The sequence below is a fragment of the Burkholderia sp. M6-3 genome (genome assembly GCF_050858985.1).
Lineage (GTDB): Bacteria > Pseudomonadota > Gammaproteobacteria > Burkholderiales > Burkholderiaceae > Paraburkholderia > Paraburkholderia caledonica.
Genome location: NZ_CP110091.1, coordinates 2,025,355 through 2,042,891, shown reverse-complemented (window position 1 = coordinate 2,042,891; position 17,537 = coordinate 2,025,355). Strand labels below are relative to the sequence as shown.

At 60.9% G+C, this 17,537-nt stretch carries 20 protein-coding genes and 2 pseudogenes; 10 read left to right on the top strand and 12 right to left on the bottom strand.

The window, feature by feature from the left end; translation table 11 throughout:
• Positions 1-485: 485 nt before the first annotated feature.
• Positions 486-692 (bottom strand): hypothetical protein, encoded by a 207-nt coding sequence (locus OH764_RS26680; protein WP_029972085.1) that lies wholly within the window; start codon positions 690-692, stop codon positions 486-488.
• A gap of 56 nt (positions 693-748) precedes the next feature.
• Positions 749-1,012, bottom strand: a complete 264-nt coding sequence (locus tag OH764_RS26675; RefSeq protein WP_408197717.1) for a hypothetical protein — start codon at positions 1,010-1,012, stop codon at positions 749-751.
• 292 nt (positions 1,013-1,304) lie between these two features.
• Here OH764_RS26675 and OH764_RS26670 point away from each other — a divergent pair, with 292 nt between their 5' ends.
• Complete coding sequence (locus tag OH764_RS26670) at positions 1,305-2,036, top strand: IS6 family transposase (RefSeq protein ID WP_498849139.1); 732 nt, start codon at positions 1,305-1,307, stop codon at positions 2,034-2,036.
• Between the two features lie 52 nt (positions 2,037-2,088).
• Positions 2,089-2,448 (top strand): annotated as a pseudogene (locus OH764_RS26665) (DDE-type integrase/transposase/recombinase); the annotation flags it as partial.
• Positions 2,449-2,606: 158 nt separating this feature from the next.
• On the opposite strand, the gene OH764_RS26660 reads toward OH764_RS26665, so the two are convergent.
• Together OH764_RS26660 and OH764_RS26655 are read right to left on the bottom strand one after the other, a co-directional pair.
• Positions 2,607-3,923, bottom strand: a complete 1,317-nt coding sequence (locus tag OH764_RS26660; protein WP_498849138.1) for an erythromycin esterase family protein — start codon at positions 3,921-3,923, stop codon at positions 2,607-2,609.
• Positions 3,923-4,597, bottom strand: a complete 675-nt coding sequence (locus tag OH764_RS26655; protein ID WP_498849137.1) for a phosphoribosyltransferase — start codon at positions 4,595-4,597, stop codon at positions 3,923-3,925. The genes OH764_RS26660 and OH764_RS26655 overlap by 1 nt, the downstream gene beginning before the upstream one ends.
• 358 nt (positions 4,598-4,955) lie before the next feature.
• Here OH764_RS26655 and OH764_RS26650 point away from each other — a divergent pair, with 358 nt between their 5' ends.
• The 4 genes from OH764_RS26650 (at position 4,956) to OH764_RS26635 (ending at position 6,860) form a co-directional block, all read left to right on the top strand.
• Entirely contained in the window at positions 4,956-5,435 is a 480-nt protein-coding gene (locus OH764_RS26650; protein WP_498849136.1) for a lecithin retinol acyltransferase family protein, read from the top strand.
• 368 nt (positions 5,436-5,803) lie between these two features.
• Entirely contained in the window at positions 5,804-5,944 is a 141-nt protein-coding gene (locus tag OH764_RS26645; RefSeq protein ID WP_498849135.1) for a hypothetical protein, read from the top strand.
• Positions 5,945-6,119: 175 nt separating this feature from the next.
• A complete protein-coding gene (locus tag OH764_RS26640) occupies positions 6,120-6,293 on the top strand; it encodes a hypothetical protein (protein ID WP_498849134.1) in 174 nt (57 codons plus the stop codon).
• Between the two features lie 249 nt (positions 6,294-6,542).
• The gene (locus OH764_RS26635) at positions 6,543-6,860 is read left to right on the top strand and encodes an ATP-binding protein (protein ID WP_498849133.1); all 318 of its coding nucleotides are present in this window, start codon (positions 6,543-6,545) and stop codon (positions 6,858-6,860) included.
• 297 nt (positions 6,861-7,157) lie between these two features.
• Here the strand turns inward: OH764_RS26635 and OH764_RS26630 are convergent, their stop codons facing one another.
• The 4 genes from OH764_RS26630 to OH764_RS26615 form a co-directional block, all read right to left on the bottom strand.
• On the bottom strand, positions 7,158-7,937 hold the full coding sequence (locus OH764_RS26630) for an FNR family transcription factor (RefSeq protein WP_498849132.1): 780 nt from the start codon (positions 7,935-7,937) through the stop codon (positions 7,158-7,160).
• Between the two features lie 48 nt (positions 7,938-7,985).
• Positions 7,986-8,351 (bottom strand): response regulator, encoded by a 366-nt coding sequence (locus OH764_RS26625; protein ID WP_498849131.1) that lies wholly within the window; start codon positions 8,349-8,351, stop codon positions 7,986-7,988.
• 711 nt (positions 8,352-9,062) lie between these two features.
• The gene (phaZ, locus tag OH764_RS26620; protein ID WP_498849130.1) at positions 9,063-10,325 is read right to left on the bottom strand and encodes a polyhydroxyalkanoate depolymerase; all 1,263 of its coding nucleotides are present in this window, start codon (positions 10,323-10,325) and stop codon (positions 9,063-9,065) included.
• Between the two features lie 156 nt (positions 10,326-10,481).
• A complete protein-coding gene (locus OH764_RS26615) occupies positions 10,482-11,150 on the bottom strand; it encodes a nitroreductase family protein (RefSeq protein WP_498849129.1) in 669 nt (222 codons plus the stop codon).
• A 418-nt stretch (positions 11,151-11,568) separates the two neighbouring features.
• On the opposite strand from OH764_RS26615, the gene OH764_RS26610 reads away from it, so the two are divergent.
• Together OH764_RS26610 and OH764_RS26605 are read left to right on the top strand one after the other, a co-directional pair.
• Positions 11,569-11,742, top strand: coding sequence for a poly-beta-hydroxybutyrate polymerase N-terminal domain-containing protein (locus OH764_RS26610; RefSeq protein WP_498849128.1), 174 nt, complete (start codon positions 11,569-11,571; stop codon positions 11,740-11,742).
• Positions 11,743-11,849: 107 nt separating this feature from the next.
• Positions 11,850-12,338: an outer membrane factor lipoprotein domain-containing protein gene (locus OH764_RS26605; RefSeq protein ID WP_498849127.1), complete on the top strand. Its 489-nt coding sequence runs from the start codon at positions 11,850-11,852 to the stop codon at positions 12,336-12,338.
• Between the two features lie 175 nt (positions 12,339-12,513).
• Here the strand turns inward: OH764_RS26605 and OH764_RS26600 are convergent.
• Together OH764_RS26600 and OH764_RS26595 are read right to left on the bottom strand one after the other, a co-directional pair.
• Positions 12,514-13,861: pseudogene (locus tag OH764_RS26600) on the bottom strand (MBL fold metallo-hydrolase RNA specificity domain-containing protein); the annotation flags it as partial.
• Positions 13,862-13,906: 45 nt separating this feature from the next.
• On the bottom strand, positions 13,907-14,146 hold the full coding sequence (locus OH764_RS26595; protein ID WP_498849126.1) for a hypothetical protein: 240 nt from the start codon (positions 14,144-14,146) through the stop codon (positions 13,907-13,909).
• A 409-nt stretch (positions 14,147-14,555) separates the two neighbouring features.
• Between OH764_RS26595 and OH764_RS26590 the strand changes: the two genes are divergently transcribed.
• Both OH764_RS26590 and phbB read left to right on the top strand, forming a co-directional pair.
• Positions 14,556-15,107 (top strand): hypothetical protein, encoded by a 552-nt coding sequence (locus tag OH764_RS26590; RefSeq protein ID WP_498849125.1) that lies wholly within the window; start codon positions 14,556-14,558, stop codon positions 15,105-15,107.
• The gene (gene phbB, locus OH764_RS26585) at positions 15,097-15,843 is read left to right on the top strand and encodes an SDR family oxidoreductase (protein ID WP_498849124.1); all 747 of its coding nucleotides are present in this window, start codon (positions 15,097-15,099) and stop codon (positions 15,841-15,843) included. The genes OH764_RS26590 and phbB overlap by 11 nt, the downstream gene beginning before the upstream one ends.
• A gap of 16 nt (positions 15,844-15,859) precedes the next feature.
• Here the strand turns inward: phbB and OH764_RS26580 are convergent, their stop codons facing one another.
• On the bottom strand, positions 15,860-17,254 hold the full coding sequence (locus OH764_RS26580) for a bifunctional aminoglycoside phosphotransferase/ATP-binding protein (protein WP_498849123.1): 1,395 nt from the start codon (positions 17,252-17,254) through the stop codon (positions 15,860-15,862).
• Positions 17,251-17,529: a hypothetical protein gene (locus tag OH764_RS26575; protein WP_498851347.1), complete on the bottom strand. Its 279-nt coding sequence runs from the start codon at positions 17,527-17,529 to the stop codon at positions 17,251-17,253. The genes OH764_RS26580 and OH764_RS26575 overlap by 4 nt, the downstream gene beginning before the upstream one ends.
• Positions 17,530-17,537: the final 8 nt, after the last annotated feature.

Genomic DNA, 17,537 nt, shown 5'->3' with positions numbered 1-17,537 from the left:
TCACAAGAGTGGTGTCCGCCAATGCCCCTTCATGGCCGCCATGAGGCAATACCGCTGTCAATTTGCTCGCCGGAAACCGGCCATTGCGAAGGGACGGACGAGACCTCGGGCATGCAAAGTGGATAGACGCCTCGACCGGCTGCTGGGCCGAGCTCGGAAGTCCGGCAACCGGGGCGGCGGGGGTGAGACAAGCCGATTGCCTTCGGTGTGGAGTGGCGCGGACCGGGCAGTCGCTTCATCACATCTGCGCCTGCAGTTGACACTTTTATTTCGCCCTATGGATTTCGTATGCAGCAAGGCTTTTCAGGCGATGACGCGCCGCACGACCGCAGATTGACAAATTTATTGTCGCAACGGTGACAGAATTAATACGGTCTACGTCTCAAGACCGCGTAGACGGGTTCCGGAGTAGCGGAACGGGGCCTGCTCACGATGGCGGGCGAAGTGAATGTCCGCCCGCATCGCATCAGCTCACCGAGACCATATCACTCCTTCCCCCCACCGTTGATCCCGCTTCCACTTCGCCATACCTGCTTTCCCCGCTCGGAGAGCTCGCCGCAACTATGCTCCGCGTCGGCCTCCGTCCCTTCTATCGCCATCTCGCCGCCGGCCTGTTCCTGTGCCTTTTGCTTCTGCCTGTGCCGCGCTGCCACGGCTTCATCATGCGACCTGCCTGCGTAATTCATGGTCATTTCGCCAGCTCCTCCAAAAAGTAGTCTTTGCAACCTGCCAATCTGCCCGGCGCGTGTCATTTCTGGAGCGACAATCCCAATTGCTTGCGTAGCCTGTCCAACACATGGTGTTCACCCATCCAACGGATCTCCCGCTTGCGCAGAAGGCTGCGCCTGTATCGCCGCAGCGACACGCCGAACATCAGTGCCAGCCCGACCGAGATGCCCCACATTGCGTACGTCATATCATCCTTTTCAATCTGTTCTCGCTTTACATCAGGCGACAAACCGCACGATAGAGAAATAGCTCGCGCGCGCCCCAGCGTTTCCAAAAAAATCATGTTGAATCACTCAGTGCTTATGGCGCAGCCAGTCCTTGATCGGATGCGCGTCTAGCCAACGGGTAACCGGCTCGTCCGTGTGTTCTCGCCTGTACCGTGCGGCTGCGAATATCGCGACGCATAGCAGCACCAGGATCGCCACTACAAAACTGATCTTGACTGGCTCATGGCAGCCCCCATTGCGGTCAGACGCATGCTTATATTTTAGGTGACCAGAGAAATAGCAGGAGCCATCTTCATTCAACGCCCCGGCTCTGTCAGGTTGATGGGGAGGCGGCGGTAGAATGAAGTGATGAAGAAAACGAAATCGCTTTATCACGGTCACCGCTTCCCTGCAGTCGTCATCAGTTGCGCGGTTCGGTGGTATTTCCGGTTCAACCTGAGCCTTCGCGACATCGAGGAATTGTTGCTCGAGCGTGGTGTCGTGGTCACATACGAAACGGTCCGTTGCTGGTGTGACAAGTTCGGCGCTCGATTCGCCTGTTGTGCCAAAGCGGCGCGGCGCAAGCCGGGCAGTACATGGCATCTGGACGAAATGTTCGTCACACTGCGCGGCGAGCCGTATCTTTTGTGGCGAGCGGTCGACGAGCATGGTGTCGAACTCGACGTGCTGGTGCAAAAGCGGCGCGACAAGGCTGCGGCAAAGCGCTTCTTCCGGCGGGTGCTGCGTTCAAACCCGCTGCCGCGCAAGATCGTTACCGACCAGCTGCGCAGCTATCCCGCAGCAAAGGCCGACATTCCCGAGCTCGCTCATATTAAGCACGTCTTCGTCAAAGCGGCTGCACGCGTAAATAACCGTGCTGAGAACAGCCACCAGCCGACCCGCAGGCGCGAACGACAGATGTGCGGCTTTCGCGATGCGCGTCGCACGCAGGCGTTCCTCTCATGCTTCGGCCCAATCCGGCAGCACTTCGCGTTGCCCAGACATCAGATGAACGCGGCATGTCATCGTGCCGTACTCCAGGAACGCTTCGCCACATGGCATGGATGGACTGTTACTGCCGCAGTCGAGTGCGTTATCTGATAAGGATAACTATGCTTTAGCTGCTCAGGTAGTCTACGCCCGACAAGTTGACAGAGCCTTTTTCAGCAAGGCTATCAGGCATCAGGGCCGGTCGCCGGAGACCATCACGCTCGATGGCTATGCAGCCTCGCACCGCGCGGTGCGCGAGATGAAGGCCGATGGTCTGCTGCCCGAAGACACGAAGGTCCGGTCCTCAAAATATCTGAACAACGTGATCGAACAGGACCATCGTCGCATCAAATCCAGAACCAACGTGATGCTTGGATTCAAGCGGTTCAGGAGCGCCGCGACCACAATTTCGGGTATCGAATCGACGCATCGCATTCGCAAGGGCCAGTTCGATCTCACGGAGCTCGGCCTCAAGAAGGCTACCGCGCCCGCCGTATGGAATGCAGTCCTGTCCGCTCGATAAGGTATCCTTCCGATAGGAAACGTCTCAACCCGCTTTCCTATTTGCACCAGAACCCCCTTCAGCAGCACGTCGCCAGACGGTATCGATACATCATTCATCTGAGTACATCATTCATCTGAGCTTCGCGCATGTGGTACCTCTATATCTCATCGTTGTGGTCAGGCCGCCTGCTCGGGCTCCTCACGACGGTGCCAGTGAGGCGGCGCATCGAGCGGCTCTAGGGCGCTCGTCTCGTCCAGATGAAACAGGGCGTCGAACTGATGGGCGAGGGATGTCCAGAAATAGTGGCTCTCGCGTTCGGTCTGAGGCAGGTAGATCACGCCGATCGCCCGTTCGAGCATGGCCTCACGAAGCGGCTCTGCCGCAACCCCTTTGAGCGGCAGGAAAAACCGGTCTAGCCTGGTGCGGTGAAACAGATATTCATAGCTGTCGTGCAGTGCCGGCCGTACCCATTTGTGTTCGACGTCACCGTCCCATTGGGACGCAGCCGATACATGGCCGGTGTAGGTGCTGAAACCGACCAGCAAAGCTTTTGCACCGACGGCTTCACGCACCAGTTGCCCAAGATTCCACTCGCCGCGCAGACAGGATTCGGTCGCGCGTGCATCGCCCAAGTGCGAATTGTGCGCCCAGACGACAGTCCGGCCGCGTCCGCCACGTCGCAGACGATAACGGGCGAGGGCGGACAACGTCCGGTACATGTGCGCGTCGCGCAGATTCCATGTGTTCAGGCGCCGTCCGAACATCGACCGGTAGTAGTGTTCCGCGTCGACGACGACTTCGGCGTTCTGTTGCGCAAAGAACTGTGCGTCGAGTGCCGCAAGGCCATCCTGCGAGAGATGAAGGAGCGCATCGGCGCGCAGTTGCAGCAACTGCGCGACTACTCCTTCACGTGCATCCGGCCGGGCACCGACCGCAGCGGCATACCCATAGGCCTGGGGTTCGCGCACGTGATCAAGGGCCGCGTACCGCTTGCGCGCCATCGTGGCCTGCTCCGGGTCGACCTGTTCGAGATAGCGGATCACAGCATCGGCTGACTGGTACATGCTGTACAGATCGAGGCCATAAATGCCTACCCGTTCTTCCGACGCCAGCGAGGCGTTATGGTCACGCAACCACAGGATGAAGTCGTGCATTTCGCGATTGCGCCACATCCAGGTAGGGAAACGCTTGAAATCCTCCAGTGCGGCATTTGCATTAGCATCGCCCTCGCCTTGCACAAAACGGTTCACGCGCCAGGTGTCGGGCCAATCGCCTTCGATTGCGACAGCGTCAAAGCCACCCTCTGTAATCAGGCGCCGCGTAATCTGTGCTCGCATTCGGTAGAAGTCCTGCGTGCCGTGCGAGGCTTCGCCGAGCAGCACGAACTCGCGATCGCGCGCCATCTCCAGCAGCACGTCGTAGTCGCTGTCGTTGTCATTGAGCCGTTGCGCGAGCTCGCGGACGGCAAGAAAGGGCGTGGTGGCCGGGTGCATTACGAAATGTCCTGATGTGAGCGAGCGAGGAGCATGCGCACTTGCGCATCGCTTGTCTGCCCGAAGTCCCGGTAAAACCGGCCGACGCCGCCGAAATGACGCGCGGTATGCGTACAGACGAACTCTTCGGCGAGGCCGCACAGTCGTTGCGCAGTGTCCTCGGGCGCGACCGGCACGGCAACAACAATTCGCGCTGGGTTGCCGGTGCGCAATGCGTCGATGGCGACGCGCATCGACGAGCCGGTGGCGATCCCGTCGTCGACAATGATGACTGTACGCCCGCAGACATTCAGCGGCGCGCGCTGCCCACGATATAACGCTTCCCGTCGCGCCAGTTCGCGGCGTTCATCGTTGAGTACGGCGACAATCTCTGGCTGGGTGATGCCTGCCATCCGGATCGTCTGCTCGTCGAGATAAAGTGCCCCGCCGGACGCGATTGCGCCCATTGCCAGTTCCGGATAGTGCGGCACCCCCAGCTTGCGCACGACCAGCACGTCGAGCTCGACATCCAGAGCTTGCGCGACCTCAAAGCCGACTGGCACGCCACCACGCGGCAATGCCAGTACGATCACATCGCTGCGTCCCGCATATCCGCTCAGTTGTCGCGCAAGCATGCGTCCTGCCTCCGCGCGATCGCTAAATCGCGGTTCGTCATCCGTCCAATATGAATCCATGAGATCACCGCTTTGAATGTGAACACGTCTCCGAGGGGGTTCCGCTATGTCTCCTCTGCCTTTGAGGTGCGCGATCCGAGGCGCGATCCCCGATATGAAGATTGTGGGCGTCTGGTCGAGGTAACTTTTGAGGTTAATCAAAAGAAATGGTGCATCCCTCGTCCGCTGTCAGAGAGTTCCTACGTCGTTGCCAAACATCGGACGGCAAGTCCAGCCGAGGCTGATTGCTGCGAAACGAGCCGTTCCCAATACTGAAGGATGTCAGCAAGCGAGTGTCAGTCGTGCAGTGACCTGCGCGTTCATGCAGGCAGTGTGGTCAGACACGAGCAGAAGGCATCTCGACGCGCAGGAGCGAGCCATGAACCAACCCGATCATGTGCAGAACGCAAACAATGCGTTCCAGGCTGACCTGCCGCGCGGAGCACATCTGACCACGCGACGGCCGGGTTACGTACACCACGGCATTTATATCGGAGACGGAAAGGTCATCCACTACGCGGGCTTTTCCCGTCGCTTCTGCCGGGGTCCGGTTGAAATCGTCTCGATCGACGAGTTTGCGGCGGGCCTCGGTGTTGAGGTCATTTCCCATCCCTTTGCGCGATACACGGGCCTTGCGGCCGTACGCCGTGCCGCGTCACGTCTCGGCGAACGCAACTATCGGCTTCTGACCAACAATTGCGAGCACTTCTGTTTATGGTGTCTGTTCGGGCACGGCAAAAGCGAACAGGTCCAGGCATGCTTGCGCAACCCGGCGCACGGGTTGGTCGTGCTCGTGACGCTGTTTGCCTGCGTGCTAGGCAATCACTGGCATTTTGCTTCGTCCGTTTCTCTCAATTGAGTCGCGGATCGGACACAGAAGCCACCCGGGAAACCGCAAACCCATCATCAACCTGTCATTCGCGCGAGCGACTTCGCGAAACGCGGCTAACGAACCGCCGGGTTCTCGATCCTGCCACCTCATCGTTGGCGGCGATGCTGCGCGGCGTTGACTGCGGCGCATCGTCTGAGCGCCAGACCGCACGCGGCGCTGGTTCGCAAGGCGCCGAAATCGTCGGGGCTGCGTTGCGCAGAACCTTGTCCGATCGCCATCACTGATCTAGGATTTTTTATCAGATCACTGATCACCTAGTGTCGGGTCTGAACCGACCATTTGTCCTGCCATCCCGCCGCCCGCACCAAGCTACGTCCAATTTCGAGGAAATCGTCATGCGGCAGGGCAGTTCCGACTCGAGCACTTCGCGGAACCTGAGCGACATCGACATCGTGCACCGCTATCGGTTGCTGATCGAAGCGGTACAGGATTACGCGATCTTCGTGCTTGACGCGTCGGGCAATGTGGCGAGCTAGAATCGGGCGCCCAGCGAATCAAAGGCTATTCTCCTGATGAAATCATAGGCAGGCACTTTTCAGTTTTCTATACCGACGAAGACATCGCCGCCGGAAAACCTGAGCAGTTGCTCGCCGCAGCGGCGTCGCGGGGGCGCGTCGAGGACGAAGGATAGCGCGTGCGCAAAATGGCGGGTTGCTGGGCTTCGCGAAGATCACCCGTGATATGACAGAGCGTCGTCGGCTGGAGGAGCTTGAGCGTGCGAGTGCTGCGTCCGCACTGGTGCAGCAGGCACGTGAGAATGAGCAGAAGCGAATTGCACGCGAACTGCACGACGATCTCGGGCAGCAGATACTGCGCTCAAAATGACGCCCGCGCTTCACGAAACGGAACTGGCGCAGCTTGTCGCCGGGAAGACCCGCGAGCGTCTGGGTTCAATCTGCGGAATGGCCGGTCAGATCGGCGCAATGGCCGCATCGATGCGGCGTACTGCAGCCGATCTTCGCCCCCCGTGCTCGATGACCTGGGGTTGGAATCGGCGCTCGAATGGATGACGGAGGGCTTTGAGCAACGTTACGGCGTGCTGTACGATGCGAGATCCGGTCTGAGGCATTACGCGTGAACGATCTGGCCGCCATTTCCCTGTATCGCGTGGTCCAGGAAGCGTTGACCAATGTCGCGCGCCACGCACAGGCGAACGAGGTATCGGTGACGCTGCTGGCCGATGACCGATACTGTCACCTGCGAATCCACGACGACGGCGCCGGGCTACCGACAGATTCGGCGCCGCGAACCGACTCCTTCGGCCTGCTTGGCATGCGGGAGCGGATCAGCCAGCTGGGTGGCGTTCTGTCCGTCGACAGCAGCCTTGGGCGCGGCGTTACCACTACCGCACGGGTGCCGCTTTCGCGCATCATGGAGGAAAGCCGGCCGTGACGTCAGACGCTGTGGAAGTCTGATTCAGTCCCCAGATATGGTAATGCGATGTCCCTTACGAGCCAGGTGCCGGACGACTCGACATGGACCAATGCCGCCGGGTACTGTCGGTTGATTCGCGTGATGCCAACGCCGCGCCTTCCACGTGACGTGCGTGCCAAATTCTTAAACTCCGGTTCCGTCACATTGGCGCGTCGTTTGTTCGTGCAAGGCGCTGCGTTGAATCGTTTCCCGGCGCCGCTCTCTCGCACATCGGCACTGCCGGGCCGCGTGCTGCCGTGCCTTCCGGGTTTTTCTCTAAACGAGGTTGAGGCCGGTGAGATCGAGAATCCGAATCTGCTTGCCATTCGTATCGATCAGCCCGTCCCTTTGCAGCTTGGATAACATGCGGCTGACTGTTTCAAGTTTCATGCCGAGATAGCTCCCGATTTCTTGCCGGGTCATGCGCAGATTGAACGCAGCGGCCGAATAGCCGCGCGCCTTCATGCGATCGGACAGATTGATCAGAAATGTGGCAACGCGCTCCTCGGCGGACATCGTGCCGAGCAGCATCATGAGGGTCGTTTCGCGTAGGATCTCGCCGCCCATCATCCTGTGTACCAGCTGCTGGACAACCTTCGTTTCCCGGCACAGGGATTCGAGGAGATGGAACGGGATGATGCATACATTGCTGTCCTCAATGGCTACTGCGTCCATACCGTGACGACCGGAGCCGACACCGTCCAGCCCGAGTACATCACCCGCAAGATGGAAGCCCGTTACGTGCTCCTGGCCATCGCGATGGATGACGATGGTCTTGAACGATCCAGCGCGGACAGCATAAACGCTCTGAAAAGAGTCGTCCGCACGATACAACGCTTCCCCCTGCCTGACCAGGCGCGTAGAACAGATAATTGCATCGAGGCGAGCTACTTCGTCGGGGGTCAGGCCCCGCGGCATGCAGACGGTCCTCATCGCGCAACTGGAGCAGCGCGTACCGGGTCGTGTCTGACCATTGGCTCCTCCCTGACGTTCGGTGCGCGACGCGGGTAGCGAAACGGGCACTTCTTCAGCAACACAGTTGGTAGAGTCAAACATAATTCCCTCCTTTCGATTCAGTTGCGCACGCTCTACGGTTGCGGGCGATTACCCTGATGGTGTCGAGTGCCAGACTGAATTCGCTGGTCTTGTCGAAAAGTAGTCCGCTCCCGCCCGACGGCAGGCCTCGCGCACGGTAGCGGTTGCGTGGTTTGTCAGCACAATCGTAATGACGTGGCGGTTGCTTCCTGCCAGGTTTGCAAGGACATCCATTGCGGTGTCTTGGGCCAGATGGAAATCCACCACGGCAACGTCCGGACCACAAACTCCAATAGCGCTCGTCGCCGCATCTGCCGTCTCTGCCTCGCCGACAGCTTCAACGCCGTCGATGTTGCCAATCAGTGCTGCCAGTTGTCCGCGAACCGGAATCGAGTCCTCGATCAGGAAAATTTTCAACGGATTACTAATGGACATGTTCGCGGGCATGCATGGAAGTATCGGCCGCGCGGGACCGAGATGAAATCGGCGGGGGATGATGCTCGGGTAGGTGTCTCGGAGCGCACGTAGGAAATTTCCTACTCAACGCTCACGGGACCTTTCTAGCCTCACACGGCAAGGCGCATGCGCTCGCTTAGACTCCAGTCACGAGGCAATCGAGAACAGCCTGTCTGCCGATTCCCAGACACCAAACGCGTCGTGGACGTTTTGCAGACAACTCCGTAGCGCGATTGCACGGTCGTCGAAGACGTTGTTCTTCAGCCGGAGCAAAGCCTTGAGCAACACGGTGATGTCGGCGTCGATATACGGCGGGTAGCCGGACGCAGAGCCAAGAAGGGGCTACCAGTCGCTCAACGCCGGCTGCACGATGAGACGCGACGATGCACAGTTGCGCGAGCTGGTGCAAAAGCAATCAGCAAACCATCGATTCAATTGCGACCGGTTCAGGGAAGCTTGCCTAAGGTGACACTGATTTCTCAACGCACGAAAAGCAAGCCGCGTCGCTGGGAGAAACGGCGGCAAGCATCGAACAATTGAAGGGGGACCGTAATCAGCGAGCAGACAATTCGCGCAATGTCGGGCAGATCACCACCGCGGCGAAGGCGCGGCAATCTCTCGACACATCGTGGATCATGGTGAACCGTCTTGCCATTGCACTGCATTGGCCCGGGGCAGTTTTGATATGGATCATTGGATGCCGGGGCCCGTTTGGGCTGTCGTTTCGCTGGCGCATTCGACAGCACGCCAGTATTCGCATAGAACCGGGTGGACTGCATTGCGCCAGCGCGATCCCGTGAAAAGATCGTAATGGTCGCATCGGTCGACGGTCATCCACATATTGAGCGGCGCATCCGACGCGTGGCATAGCGCATGCGCGCAGTGAGTCTGGCCGGCGCCCGTGATGTCATCGCGGTCGCCCTCGATCGTGCAAAGCGGGACTTGCGCGAGCGCGCTCGGGTCGACGTACCGCCCACTGATAGCCCACGCTCCCCGCGCCAGCAGGTGTTCCTGAAACACCACGCGGAGCATGTCGAGAAAATAGAACTCGCTCATATCGAGCACAGCGGCGTATTCATTCAACGAACGGAGCGCGCTTTGCGCATCGCGCAGATTGCCCATGAACCAGCTCGACCAATAACGTGCCTCTAGCTCAAGTTGACGCCCGGGGTGCGCGGCCATGATGGCGGCCTGCTGCATGAAGCCAGGGTAGACACGGCGTCCGGCCCCCCGGTACGGCGGCGGCACTATGTCGATCACATTGTCGCGGAACCATTGCAGCGGGTGCAAATTGGCGAAGCGATCCACGGAAGTCTGATGCAGGCGCGTGTCGATGGGACCGCCGAGCAATGCGACGCTGTCAAGCAAATGCGGCTCGCTGCCGGCCAGCAGACTGGCAGCGGCGAGAGCGGGCACGCAGGCTTGGCAAATGGCAACGATGTGCATGCGCTTTCCACATGCCCGAACCGTTCGCATGAAGCGTTCGAGCGAGCAGACATAATCGGTCAAGGCGAGTGGGCCGGCCGCGAGTGGCACGTCGCGGGCGTCCGCCCAGTCGGTGATATAGACGGTGTCGCGCATTTCAAGCAGTGTTTCGACGGTTTCCCGAAGCATCACAGCGTGATGGCCGGCGAGCGGCGCGCAAAGAAGGACCGGATGGCTCCCCGGTCCGGTGGCGGTGCTGCCCGCTCGCGTGAACTTGCGAAGCGTGCCGATCGCCATTTCGTCCGCAACGCACTCTTCAACTGGAACCCATTCGCCCCCGCTTTGCACGGCGGCAATCGCAAACGGTGGCGCGGTGTCGAATGCGCACGTGGCGCGGACCAACCAGTCGCGCGACGCACGAGGCATGGCCGCTGCCCACTCGTCGCAACCCGCTTGGCAGACGTTGAGGGCGCTGTCGGCAACGGCTTTGGCGAGGCGCCGCTGTGTATCAAGTAAGCCGTACCACATGGGCGCCTCTTCGAAGCCGGCATCCCGTCGATGATGTATGCCGGTAGTCAGCTCATGCCTGCTGCACAGACATCGCGCGATGAGCGAGCCACAACGGGCCATCCACCGATGACAGTTCTCGCTTTCCTGCACAGCCCCGCTGCCAATCTGCCCGCATCAGTCTGCGAGCGATGTCAATGTCGTTCCCAGTGCGCCTACTGTTTGAGCCAGAATCGGCAATTCGTCCTCGTTCAGTTTGAGAGCATCGCCAAGAACGCGGTGGTCAATCCAGCCGCGTACGACGCATCCCAGTCCTGCTGACGCACAGTACAGCGACACGTTCTGTGCAATTGCTCCAGCCGCGACGGCGGCGAAGATTTCGCGCTGCTGAGGTGGCATGGACAGAAGGCGCGACGTGCTGACAACGTAGACGAGATCCAGCGGCGCCTCGCCGACAAAGTCCTGATATCCGGTCAGATTGCGTGCGTCGCTCTGCTCCTTCAGCACGAGCCTATGCTTCGGCGCGTCGTACCGATAGACTCCATACGGCAGTACTGCATAGATATCGATTTCATTGAAGGCATGGGCCGACGGCGCCGTGCGGCCGCCGTTGGCCGGACGGTTGACACCGTCCGCCGCCCACAGCAGAGCTCCGAGAGTCGCGGGCAACAAAGGCGCATCGGAAAACTCTCGGGTGCTGGCGCGCAGCGCGAGCGCTTTCATCAGGGGCACGCCGCCGGCCATGTCTGGCTTGGGCAGCGTGATCACTGCGGGGGTTTCGCCGCGCGTGGGAGCAGGGGCGCGTCCGGGCGCCGGTTCGTAGGACAGCAGTTGCATATCGGTCATGGCTGACTCCGTTCGAAGTAAGCGACGATGCATTTACACACGAATCGGCGCATGCGCTCACCTTAGACGCGCTGGACCGCTGTGCCTTGATGCGCATCAAATGTGAGACATGCAGCATCAGAATCGTTCGGTAATCATGCGAACCCGATCTCGTTGATGCAAATCAAGCCGCCTCGCTCCGGTCTGCGTAGTCTCAACGCTGGTACCGGTGATTATCCAGTGGACTTCAAAGTTGCATTCGGAGTGAGCAAAGGGCGAACGGAAATTGAGCGCAAACCATTTGAGCGAATTCCCGAAGACAAGGCAAACGACGAGGCGTCTGGTACGTCAGCCGGCGCCGCACGCCAGTGCTGATCGACTATCCGTCACGCGGGACGGCCATACCACTTCGATACATGGGCTTTCGGGGGGCGAGCTTTTGCGTAATGAACTGGATCTTTCCGCTCACGCGGCGCTCGCCACACTAACCGGTGGTTTGTCGCCTGCTTCGGTTGCCATGGCGGCGCTCGACTGGTCGTTCCACATGGCGCTCGCGCCAGGTAAAGCGCTGGATCTGGAGCGGCTGGCGCGTCACAACGACTCTCTGCGCTAGCTGATCTCCCGACTGACTGGTGGACGCTTTTCGGCTCACCCGCGATCGACAGTGCCGTCAGCGAGGCGCTGACCGGCAACGCTACTATCGAGAGTGCCCAGGCTGCATTGCGTCAAAGCGAAGACGAGATGCGGGCCGGCGCCGGTGTATTCCTTCCGCAGGTCGACGCGGGATTCGGCGCGTCACGGCAGAAATATTCGCCCGTACGCATCGGCTCCGATCAGCCATCGACGCTCTTCAGTCTGTTCACGCTGTCTGCAAGCGTCAGCTACGTTCTCGATATCTGGGGCGGACATGCGCGCATGGTCGAGGCATTGCGCGCGCGTGACGACGTGCAGCGATATAGCGTCCTGGTCACCTATCTGACGCTCACGGCCAACGTCGTCAATGCGCAGATCGCTCGCGCTGCCTATGCCGATCAAATTGTAGCGACGCGCGAAATAACTGGGTTGCTACAGGAGGAGGTCCGTATCACGCGGGCGCAGGCCCAAGCTGGCGCGAGTGCGTACTCGGCTGTCCTGACGCTCGAGCATCAGGACGAGCCGTGGTGCTGCGCGAGTCGCAGCTTATTTCACGCTCGCTGCGTGTCAGGCTGATGTTGATCGGCAGCGCCGAGCGCACTGACAGAACCAGCTTGAATTCGGCGGAGCGAATCGGCTTTTCCTGGGCTGGCCGCTCGCCAGCCAACTGGGGCCTTGGGACGCCATCGGCCGTCGTTGCGGCGGCGCCGGCGGCACACGGATCGACGCCCGCATATCCGGCGGACCCGGGGAGTTCGACAGTTTGAAGAAAGACCGGCACTTCGCAAGGCCAATGAGAAGTTTCCTCGATATGGCGGCGCATGGAGTCGGCGGCGGCCGGCTCGCCGTGCGTGACGAACGTACGCTGCGGCGGTTTCGGTATCGACTGCAGCCACGACAACAATTCGGCATAGTCTGCATGGGCCGACAACGACGAGAGGTTCACCACTGAAGCGCGCACCCGCACGTACTCGCCATGAATCTTGATTTCCGGCGCACCGGCCGCGAGCGCAGCGCCGCGCGTGCCCGCTGCCTGGTAGCCCACCAGCACAATCGTGTTCCGATGGTCGGGCGCGAACGCTTTCAGGTGATGCACGACCCGCCCGCCGGTCGCCATGCCGCTACCTGCGATGATCACCATCGGGCCGTGCCGGCCCAGGATAGCCTTCGATTCGTCGACGGTGTGCACCATCTGAGCGGCATGGCTGATCGCGTTCGCCTCGGTCGAACTCAGTCAGTGTTCGCCTACATGATGCCGGTAAAGCTGCGTGACGCTCGTCGCCATCGGACTGTCGAGAAACACCGGTACGTTCGCCATCCGGCCGGTCGCTTTGAGCTGGGCAACGTAATGAAGAATGGACTGCGCTCGTCCCACAAAACACGGAATGATGACGATACCGCTGCGCCGGAAAGTGTTTGCGAAGATGTCGGCCAGTTCGGCGGCAGGATCGGTTCTCGCATGCAGGCGATCGCCATAGGTCGATTCGACGATCAGATAGTCCGCGTGTGCGAGCGGCATCGGCGCACGCATGATCGGATCGTTCGGCCGGCCGACATCGCCGGAAAATGCGATCACCTTGCCTTCGACGCATAGCAGCACGCTCGCCGCGCCGAGAATATGTCCAGCCGGCAGCAGTCGGAAACAGGCATGCTCGTTCAAGCGCTTGTGCATGTCGAAATCGCGCGGCTCGAGCAGTTCAAGCGCATGTTCGGCGTCTTCTACTGTGGACAGCGGCAGTGCCGGATGGTGCTTGGAGAAACCGTGCCGGTTCGCATAGGCCGCTTCTTCTTCCTGCAATCTCGCGCTGTCGCGCAACATGATCTGGCAGAGGTCGCGAGTGCAGTAAACCGGCCCGCGACAACCGATCCGAGCAAGCGCCGGCAGGTAGCCGCTGTGATCCAGATGTGCGTGCGTGAGAATCACCGCGTCCAGTGTGGCCGCCATCGATGGGCAAGGGGCTCCAGTTGCGCAAGCGCAGATTCTTCGTGTCCTGATAAAGGCCGCAGTCGATCAGTATCCGCAGTCCCGCGCCTTCGAGCAAATACCTTGAACCGGTGACGGTTTCGGTCGCACCGAGAAAGGTAGCTTCATTTCGCACGCCGTCTAATGAGGAATGGGAGGGGCTTTACACAACCGCGATTTTTCAGTGCGCCGAAGGATGCGTTGCAATTTCGCGTAGCGCCTGCGCGAAACGCTGAAATGCCTTCAGCGATCCAGCGACGCTCTGGTACTTCTGCCTGCCAATTTGGCCGTCGAGTGTGACGAGCATGCCCGCCTCACGCGCTAGTTGCAGGATCTGGTTGATGTCGTCGCTGGTGTCGGTCGCACCGTGCAGTTGGCCATCCGCTGGCGTCGTTTCTGCATGAAATCGTCGGTCAGTCACCCGAGCGCGGCGCCGAGTCCGAGATCATCGAGCATCGGTGACCGCAGATTCGTGACGATGCGGCGCAACGAGCCCAGCATGCTGTCGATCTGCTGTTGCAGCTCGCCAAGCGTCCCGGAGGGTCGAGCATGGAGATCGCGTGATCCTCCACCGCGTCGATCAACAGTTGACAGCGGTCTTCAACTGGTACGTCGTTTTCTGCCGCCTAACGTCAGCGCGCTACACACTTCACCGTTTTCGCCCTGCGAGCAGCCGGCACCGGATTGCAGCGAGCCATTCCTTGATTGATGCAAGTCAACCGGCTTTTGACGGTCGCGCCTACATTGGATGCACCGCTGTCGCGTATGCGTTCGCCGCAGATTCTTGGCTGCACTCATTTTCGTCGCTTGCTTACGTCAGGAGATTCGTCATGGCTGGCAAATCTGTTCCTCCCTTCGACCTGTGCCGCGCCAATCTTGCGTTCGCGCTGCGGATGCTGGAATTCAACCACGAAGCTCGACAACAGGCCTGCAGGCTCGAATTGGAGCATATCCGGCGCGACGTCGCGGCGGCTCACGCGATTCAGCATTGCCTGTCGGCCGCTCATGACTGGAGCGAATTCGCCGCTTCTTGCCACACGGTGGTGCGCGATTACATCGCTGCCACCATGAACCTTTGGCAGCAAGGGCTTGGCTCTGCCGCGCGGCTACAAGGCGAATTCAGCGAAGGTCTGCACGAAGCGCTCGCGAGCTGGCAGTCTGCCTCGCTCCGGCAATGGCCGACCCATGCGCCGCTGAGTCAGGCCGTGCTGCCGTGGCAGGCGTGGCTGCAGCCCGCGGAGAGCGCGGTAGCGGACCAGGCGTTCGCACGTGCATCGCGTGGCGATGCCGCCAGCCGGAGCGCGCCCGTCAACGCACCGAATTCGGTCAAATCGCCGGCCTCCAACGGCCATGATCAGGAAGGGGACCATCATGTCGACTAGGCGCGTGGCTTTCGTTACGGGCGGCATGGGCGGCCTCGGCGCCGCAATAAGCCGGCGTCTCCACGATGCCGGCGTGGTGGTCGCCATGTCGCACTCCGAGCGCAACGATCACGTTGCTACGTGGCTCTCGCGCGAGCGCGATGCCGGGCGCCATTTCGTCGCATTTGATGCCGACGTGTCCAGCTTCGATTCATGCGCGCATTGCGCAAAGCGCGTGCTCGCCGAATTTGGCACGGTCGACATTCTCGTGAACAACGCAGGCATCACCGGCGATTCGAGCTTTGCAAAGATGACCAAGGAGGATTGGGACAAAGTACTGCGCACCGATCTCGATTCGATGTTCAACGTGACCAAGCCGCTCCTCGGTGAGATGGTCAAGCAGCAATTTGGGCGAATCATCAATGTGGGCTCCGTGAACGGCGCACGCGGCGCCTTCGGACAGACCAATTACGCGGCGGCGAAAGCGGGCATTCACGGCTTTACGATGTCGCTGGCTCTGGAGACGGCGCGGCACGGAGTGACAGTCAATACGGTATCGCCCGGCTATCTCGCCACGGCGATGACCGCAGCCGTTCCCAAGGACGTGATGGAAGCAAAGATTCTGCCGCAGATACCCGTAGGCCGTCTCGGTCAACCAGACGAGGTCGCCGCCCTCGTGGCATTTCTGTGCTCCGATGAAGCCGGGTTCATCACGGGCGCGGATTTCGCTATTAACGGCGGCATGCACATGCGGTGAGACGACCGGCCGAGCGTCACACGACTTCCGGGCTGCTCTCGCCGTGCGCCATTTCCGGCGCTGCGGCCGCTTGCAACGCGCAGAGCCGCCGCAACAGTTTTCCCCAGTAGCCCAGGTTGAAAAAATTGGCGATCGGCACTTCAGTGTCGAAGCTCACCGTTCGCTGCAGTTCTTCCGGGGACAGCGGTTCCTCGTTCGCAAGTTGCCGGATCAGCATGAGCGGACCGGCATCCGATTCGCCTTGCGACGCGGCAGCACGCGCCCGCACGCGCGCTTCGAGTTGATGTACGCGCGCATGGAAATCGACCAGGAGCACGGGAACGGCAAGCGCGCTGGCGAGCGCGACGAAGCGGGCACGATGTAGGCGCTTCAGGAAGGTCGCGTCGACCAGCACGGGATAGCCGGCCAGCAGCGCCTGTTCCGCCAGTCGCAGCAGCGTTTCGTATAGCTGATCAATCGATTGGGTCGAGTAGGACGCAGCGGGAAGGGGCCTGCAATCGATGGGGGCAAAAAGACGGCCGCGCTTGCGCTCGACGTCGCTCGACAGCCGCACCGCGCCAATCAGGCTCGCTAGCGCTTCACTCGCCACGGACTTGCCAGAGCCGCAGTAGCCGTGGCACAACAACAAATAAGGGCGTTGCGACGCGGTCAAACGATCCACCAGCTTCAAATACGGCGCGGCTCGGGCGAAGCCGGTCTCTTCAGGGGATTGGCGCGCTTTCAACAAGGCCACGAGAGCGCGTACCAGTGCGCGATAGACGATGTAGTAGCGCAGCGCCGGCAGGGCGGCGAAATCGCCGGTGCGTTGCAACCAGCCATTTAACAGGCGTGCCGCAAGGTCCTGACGACCGCGCGCCTGCAGGTCCATCAGGGGAAAGCTGAGGTCGCTTGCGACGTCGATCCAGCGCAAGGCGTCGTCGAATTCGATGCAGTCGAACAGGAGCACGCGCTTGACGCGCCGCACGATGTTGTCGAGGTGCAGGTCGCCGTGGCACTCGCGGACGAAGCCGCCCGCACGACGCGCGTCGAAATGGCCGGCGAGGCGTTCGCCTTCGCGCTCACACCATGCGGAAATATGGCTGCCGAGAGGCGTCCCGGTCTCGCGTTCGATCGCCTTCAGCACGGTCTGCATCTGATCCCGAACGACCGGCGGCGAGCCGAGCATGGCGCGCGGCGGCGTATGTGCCGCCCGCCTGTGGAAGGATGCAAGCTCCGCGGCCAGTGCGTCCACTTCTGCAAAGCCGAGCGCGCCGCGCGCATGCAGTGCCGCGAAAACCTCGCGCTCGTCGAAGCGCCGCATACGAACAGCGCGCTCGGTCGCATGGCCAGTCCCGTGGGCCCGATACACGCGCCCTCTGCGCATGATCGTCGTGACGTCGCAGTAGAGTTCAGGCGAGAAGCGCCGGTTCAATCTGCACTCGTCCTCACATGCGCGATCGCGCACGTCGGTGCGCGTGAAATCCACAAAGCCGGCATCGACGGGTTTTTCACTTTGTATGCGTACCGTCCCGCCAGATATACAACGGATATGTGCGTTTCGATACGGCGGATGCGGCCCGCCGGGTGCCGGTACGTGCTGGGCTGTTGCATCGCGCGGTCTAGCGCTCGCCAGCCGCGCTGCGCGAGCCGTTCACGTTGCCGCGCGTGTATGGACGGGCGCAGTCCCGCAAAGAGGTGGGGGGCCATGATTGTCT

Coding starts and splice junctions, on each gene's coding strand:
- OH764_RS26655 (WP_498849137.1), bottom strand. CDS start 4,597: ATGGATTCATATTGGACGGATGACGAACCGCGATTTAGCGATCGCGCG.
- OH764_RS26650 (WP_498849136.1), top strand. CDS start 4,956: ATGAACCAACCCGATCATGTGCAGAACGCAAACAATGCGTTCCAGGCT.
- OH764_RS26680 (WP_029972085.1), bottom strand. CDS start 692: ATGACCATGAATTACGCAGGCAGGTCGCATGATGAAGCCGTGGCAGCG.
- OH764_RS26590 (WP_498849125.1), top strand. CDS start 14,556: ATGGCTGGCAAATCTGTTCCTCCCTTCGACCTGTGCCGCGCCAATCTT.
- OH764_RS26615 (WP_498849129.1), bottom strand. CDS start 11,150: ATGACCGATATGCAACTGCTGTCCTACGAACCGGCGCCCGGACGCGCC.
- OH764_RS26575 (WP_498851347.1), bottom strand. CDS start 17,529: ATGGCCCCCCACCTCTTTGCGGGACTGCGCCCGTCCATACACGCGCGG.
- OH764_RS26670 (WP_498849139.1), top strand. CDS start 1,305: ATGAAGAAAACGAAATCGCTTTATCACGGTCACCGCTTCCCTGCAGTC.
- OH764_RS26675 (WP_408197717.1), bottom strand. CDS start 1,012: ATGATTTTTTTGGAAACGCTGGGGCGCGCGCGAGCTATTTCTCTATCG.
- phaZ (WP_498849130.1), bottom strand. CDS start 10,325: ATGTGGTACGGCTTACTTGATACACAGCGGCGCCTCGCCAAAGCCGTT.
- OH764_RS26660 (WP_498849138.1), bottom strand. CDS start 3,923: ATGCACCCGGCCACCACGCCCTTTCTTGCCGTCCGCGAGCTCGCGCAA.
- OH764_RS26625 (WP_498849131.1), bottom strand. CDS start 8,351: ATGTCCATTAGTAATCCGTTGAAAATTTTCCTGATCGAGGACTCGATT.
- phbB (WP_498849124.1), top strand. CDS start 15,097: ATGTCGACTAGGCGCGTGGCTTTCGTTACGGGCGGCATGGGCGGCCTC.
- OH764_RS26630 (WP_498849132.1), bottom strand. CDS start 7,937: ATGTTTGACTCTACCAACTGTGTTGCTGAAGAAGTGCCCGTTTCGCTA.
- OH764_RS26645 (WP_498849135.1), top strand. CDS start 5,804: ATGCGGCAGGGCAGTTCCGACTCGAGCACTTCGCGGAACCTGAGCGAC.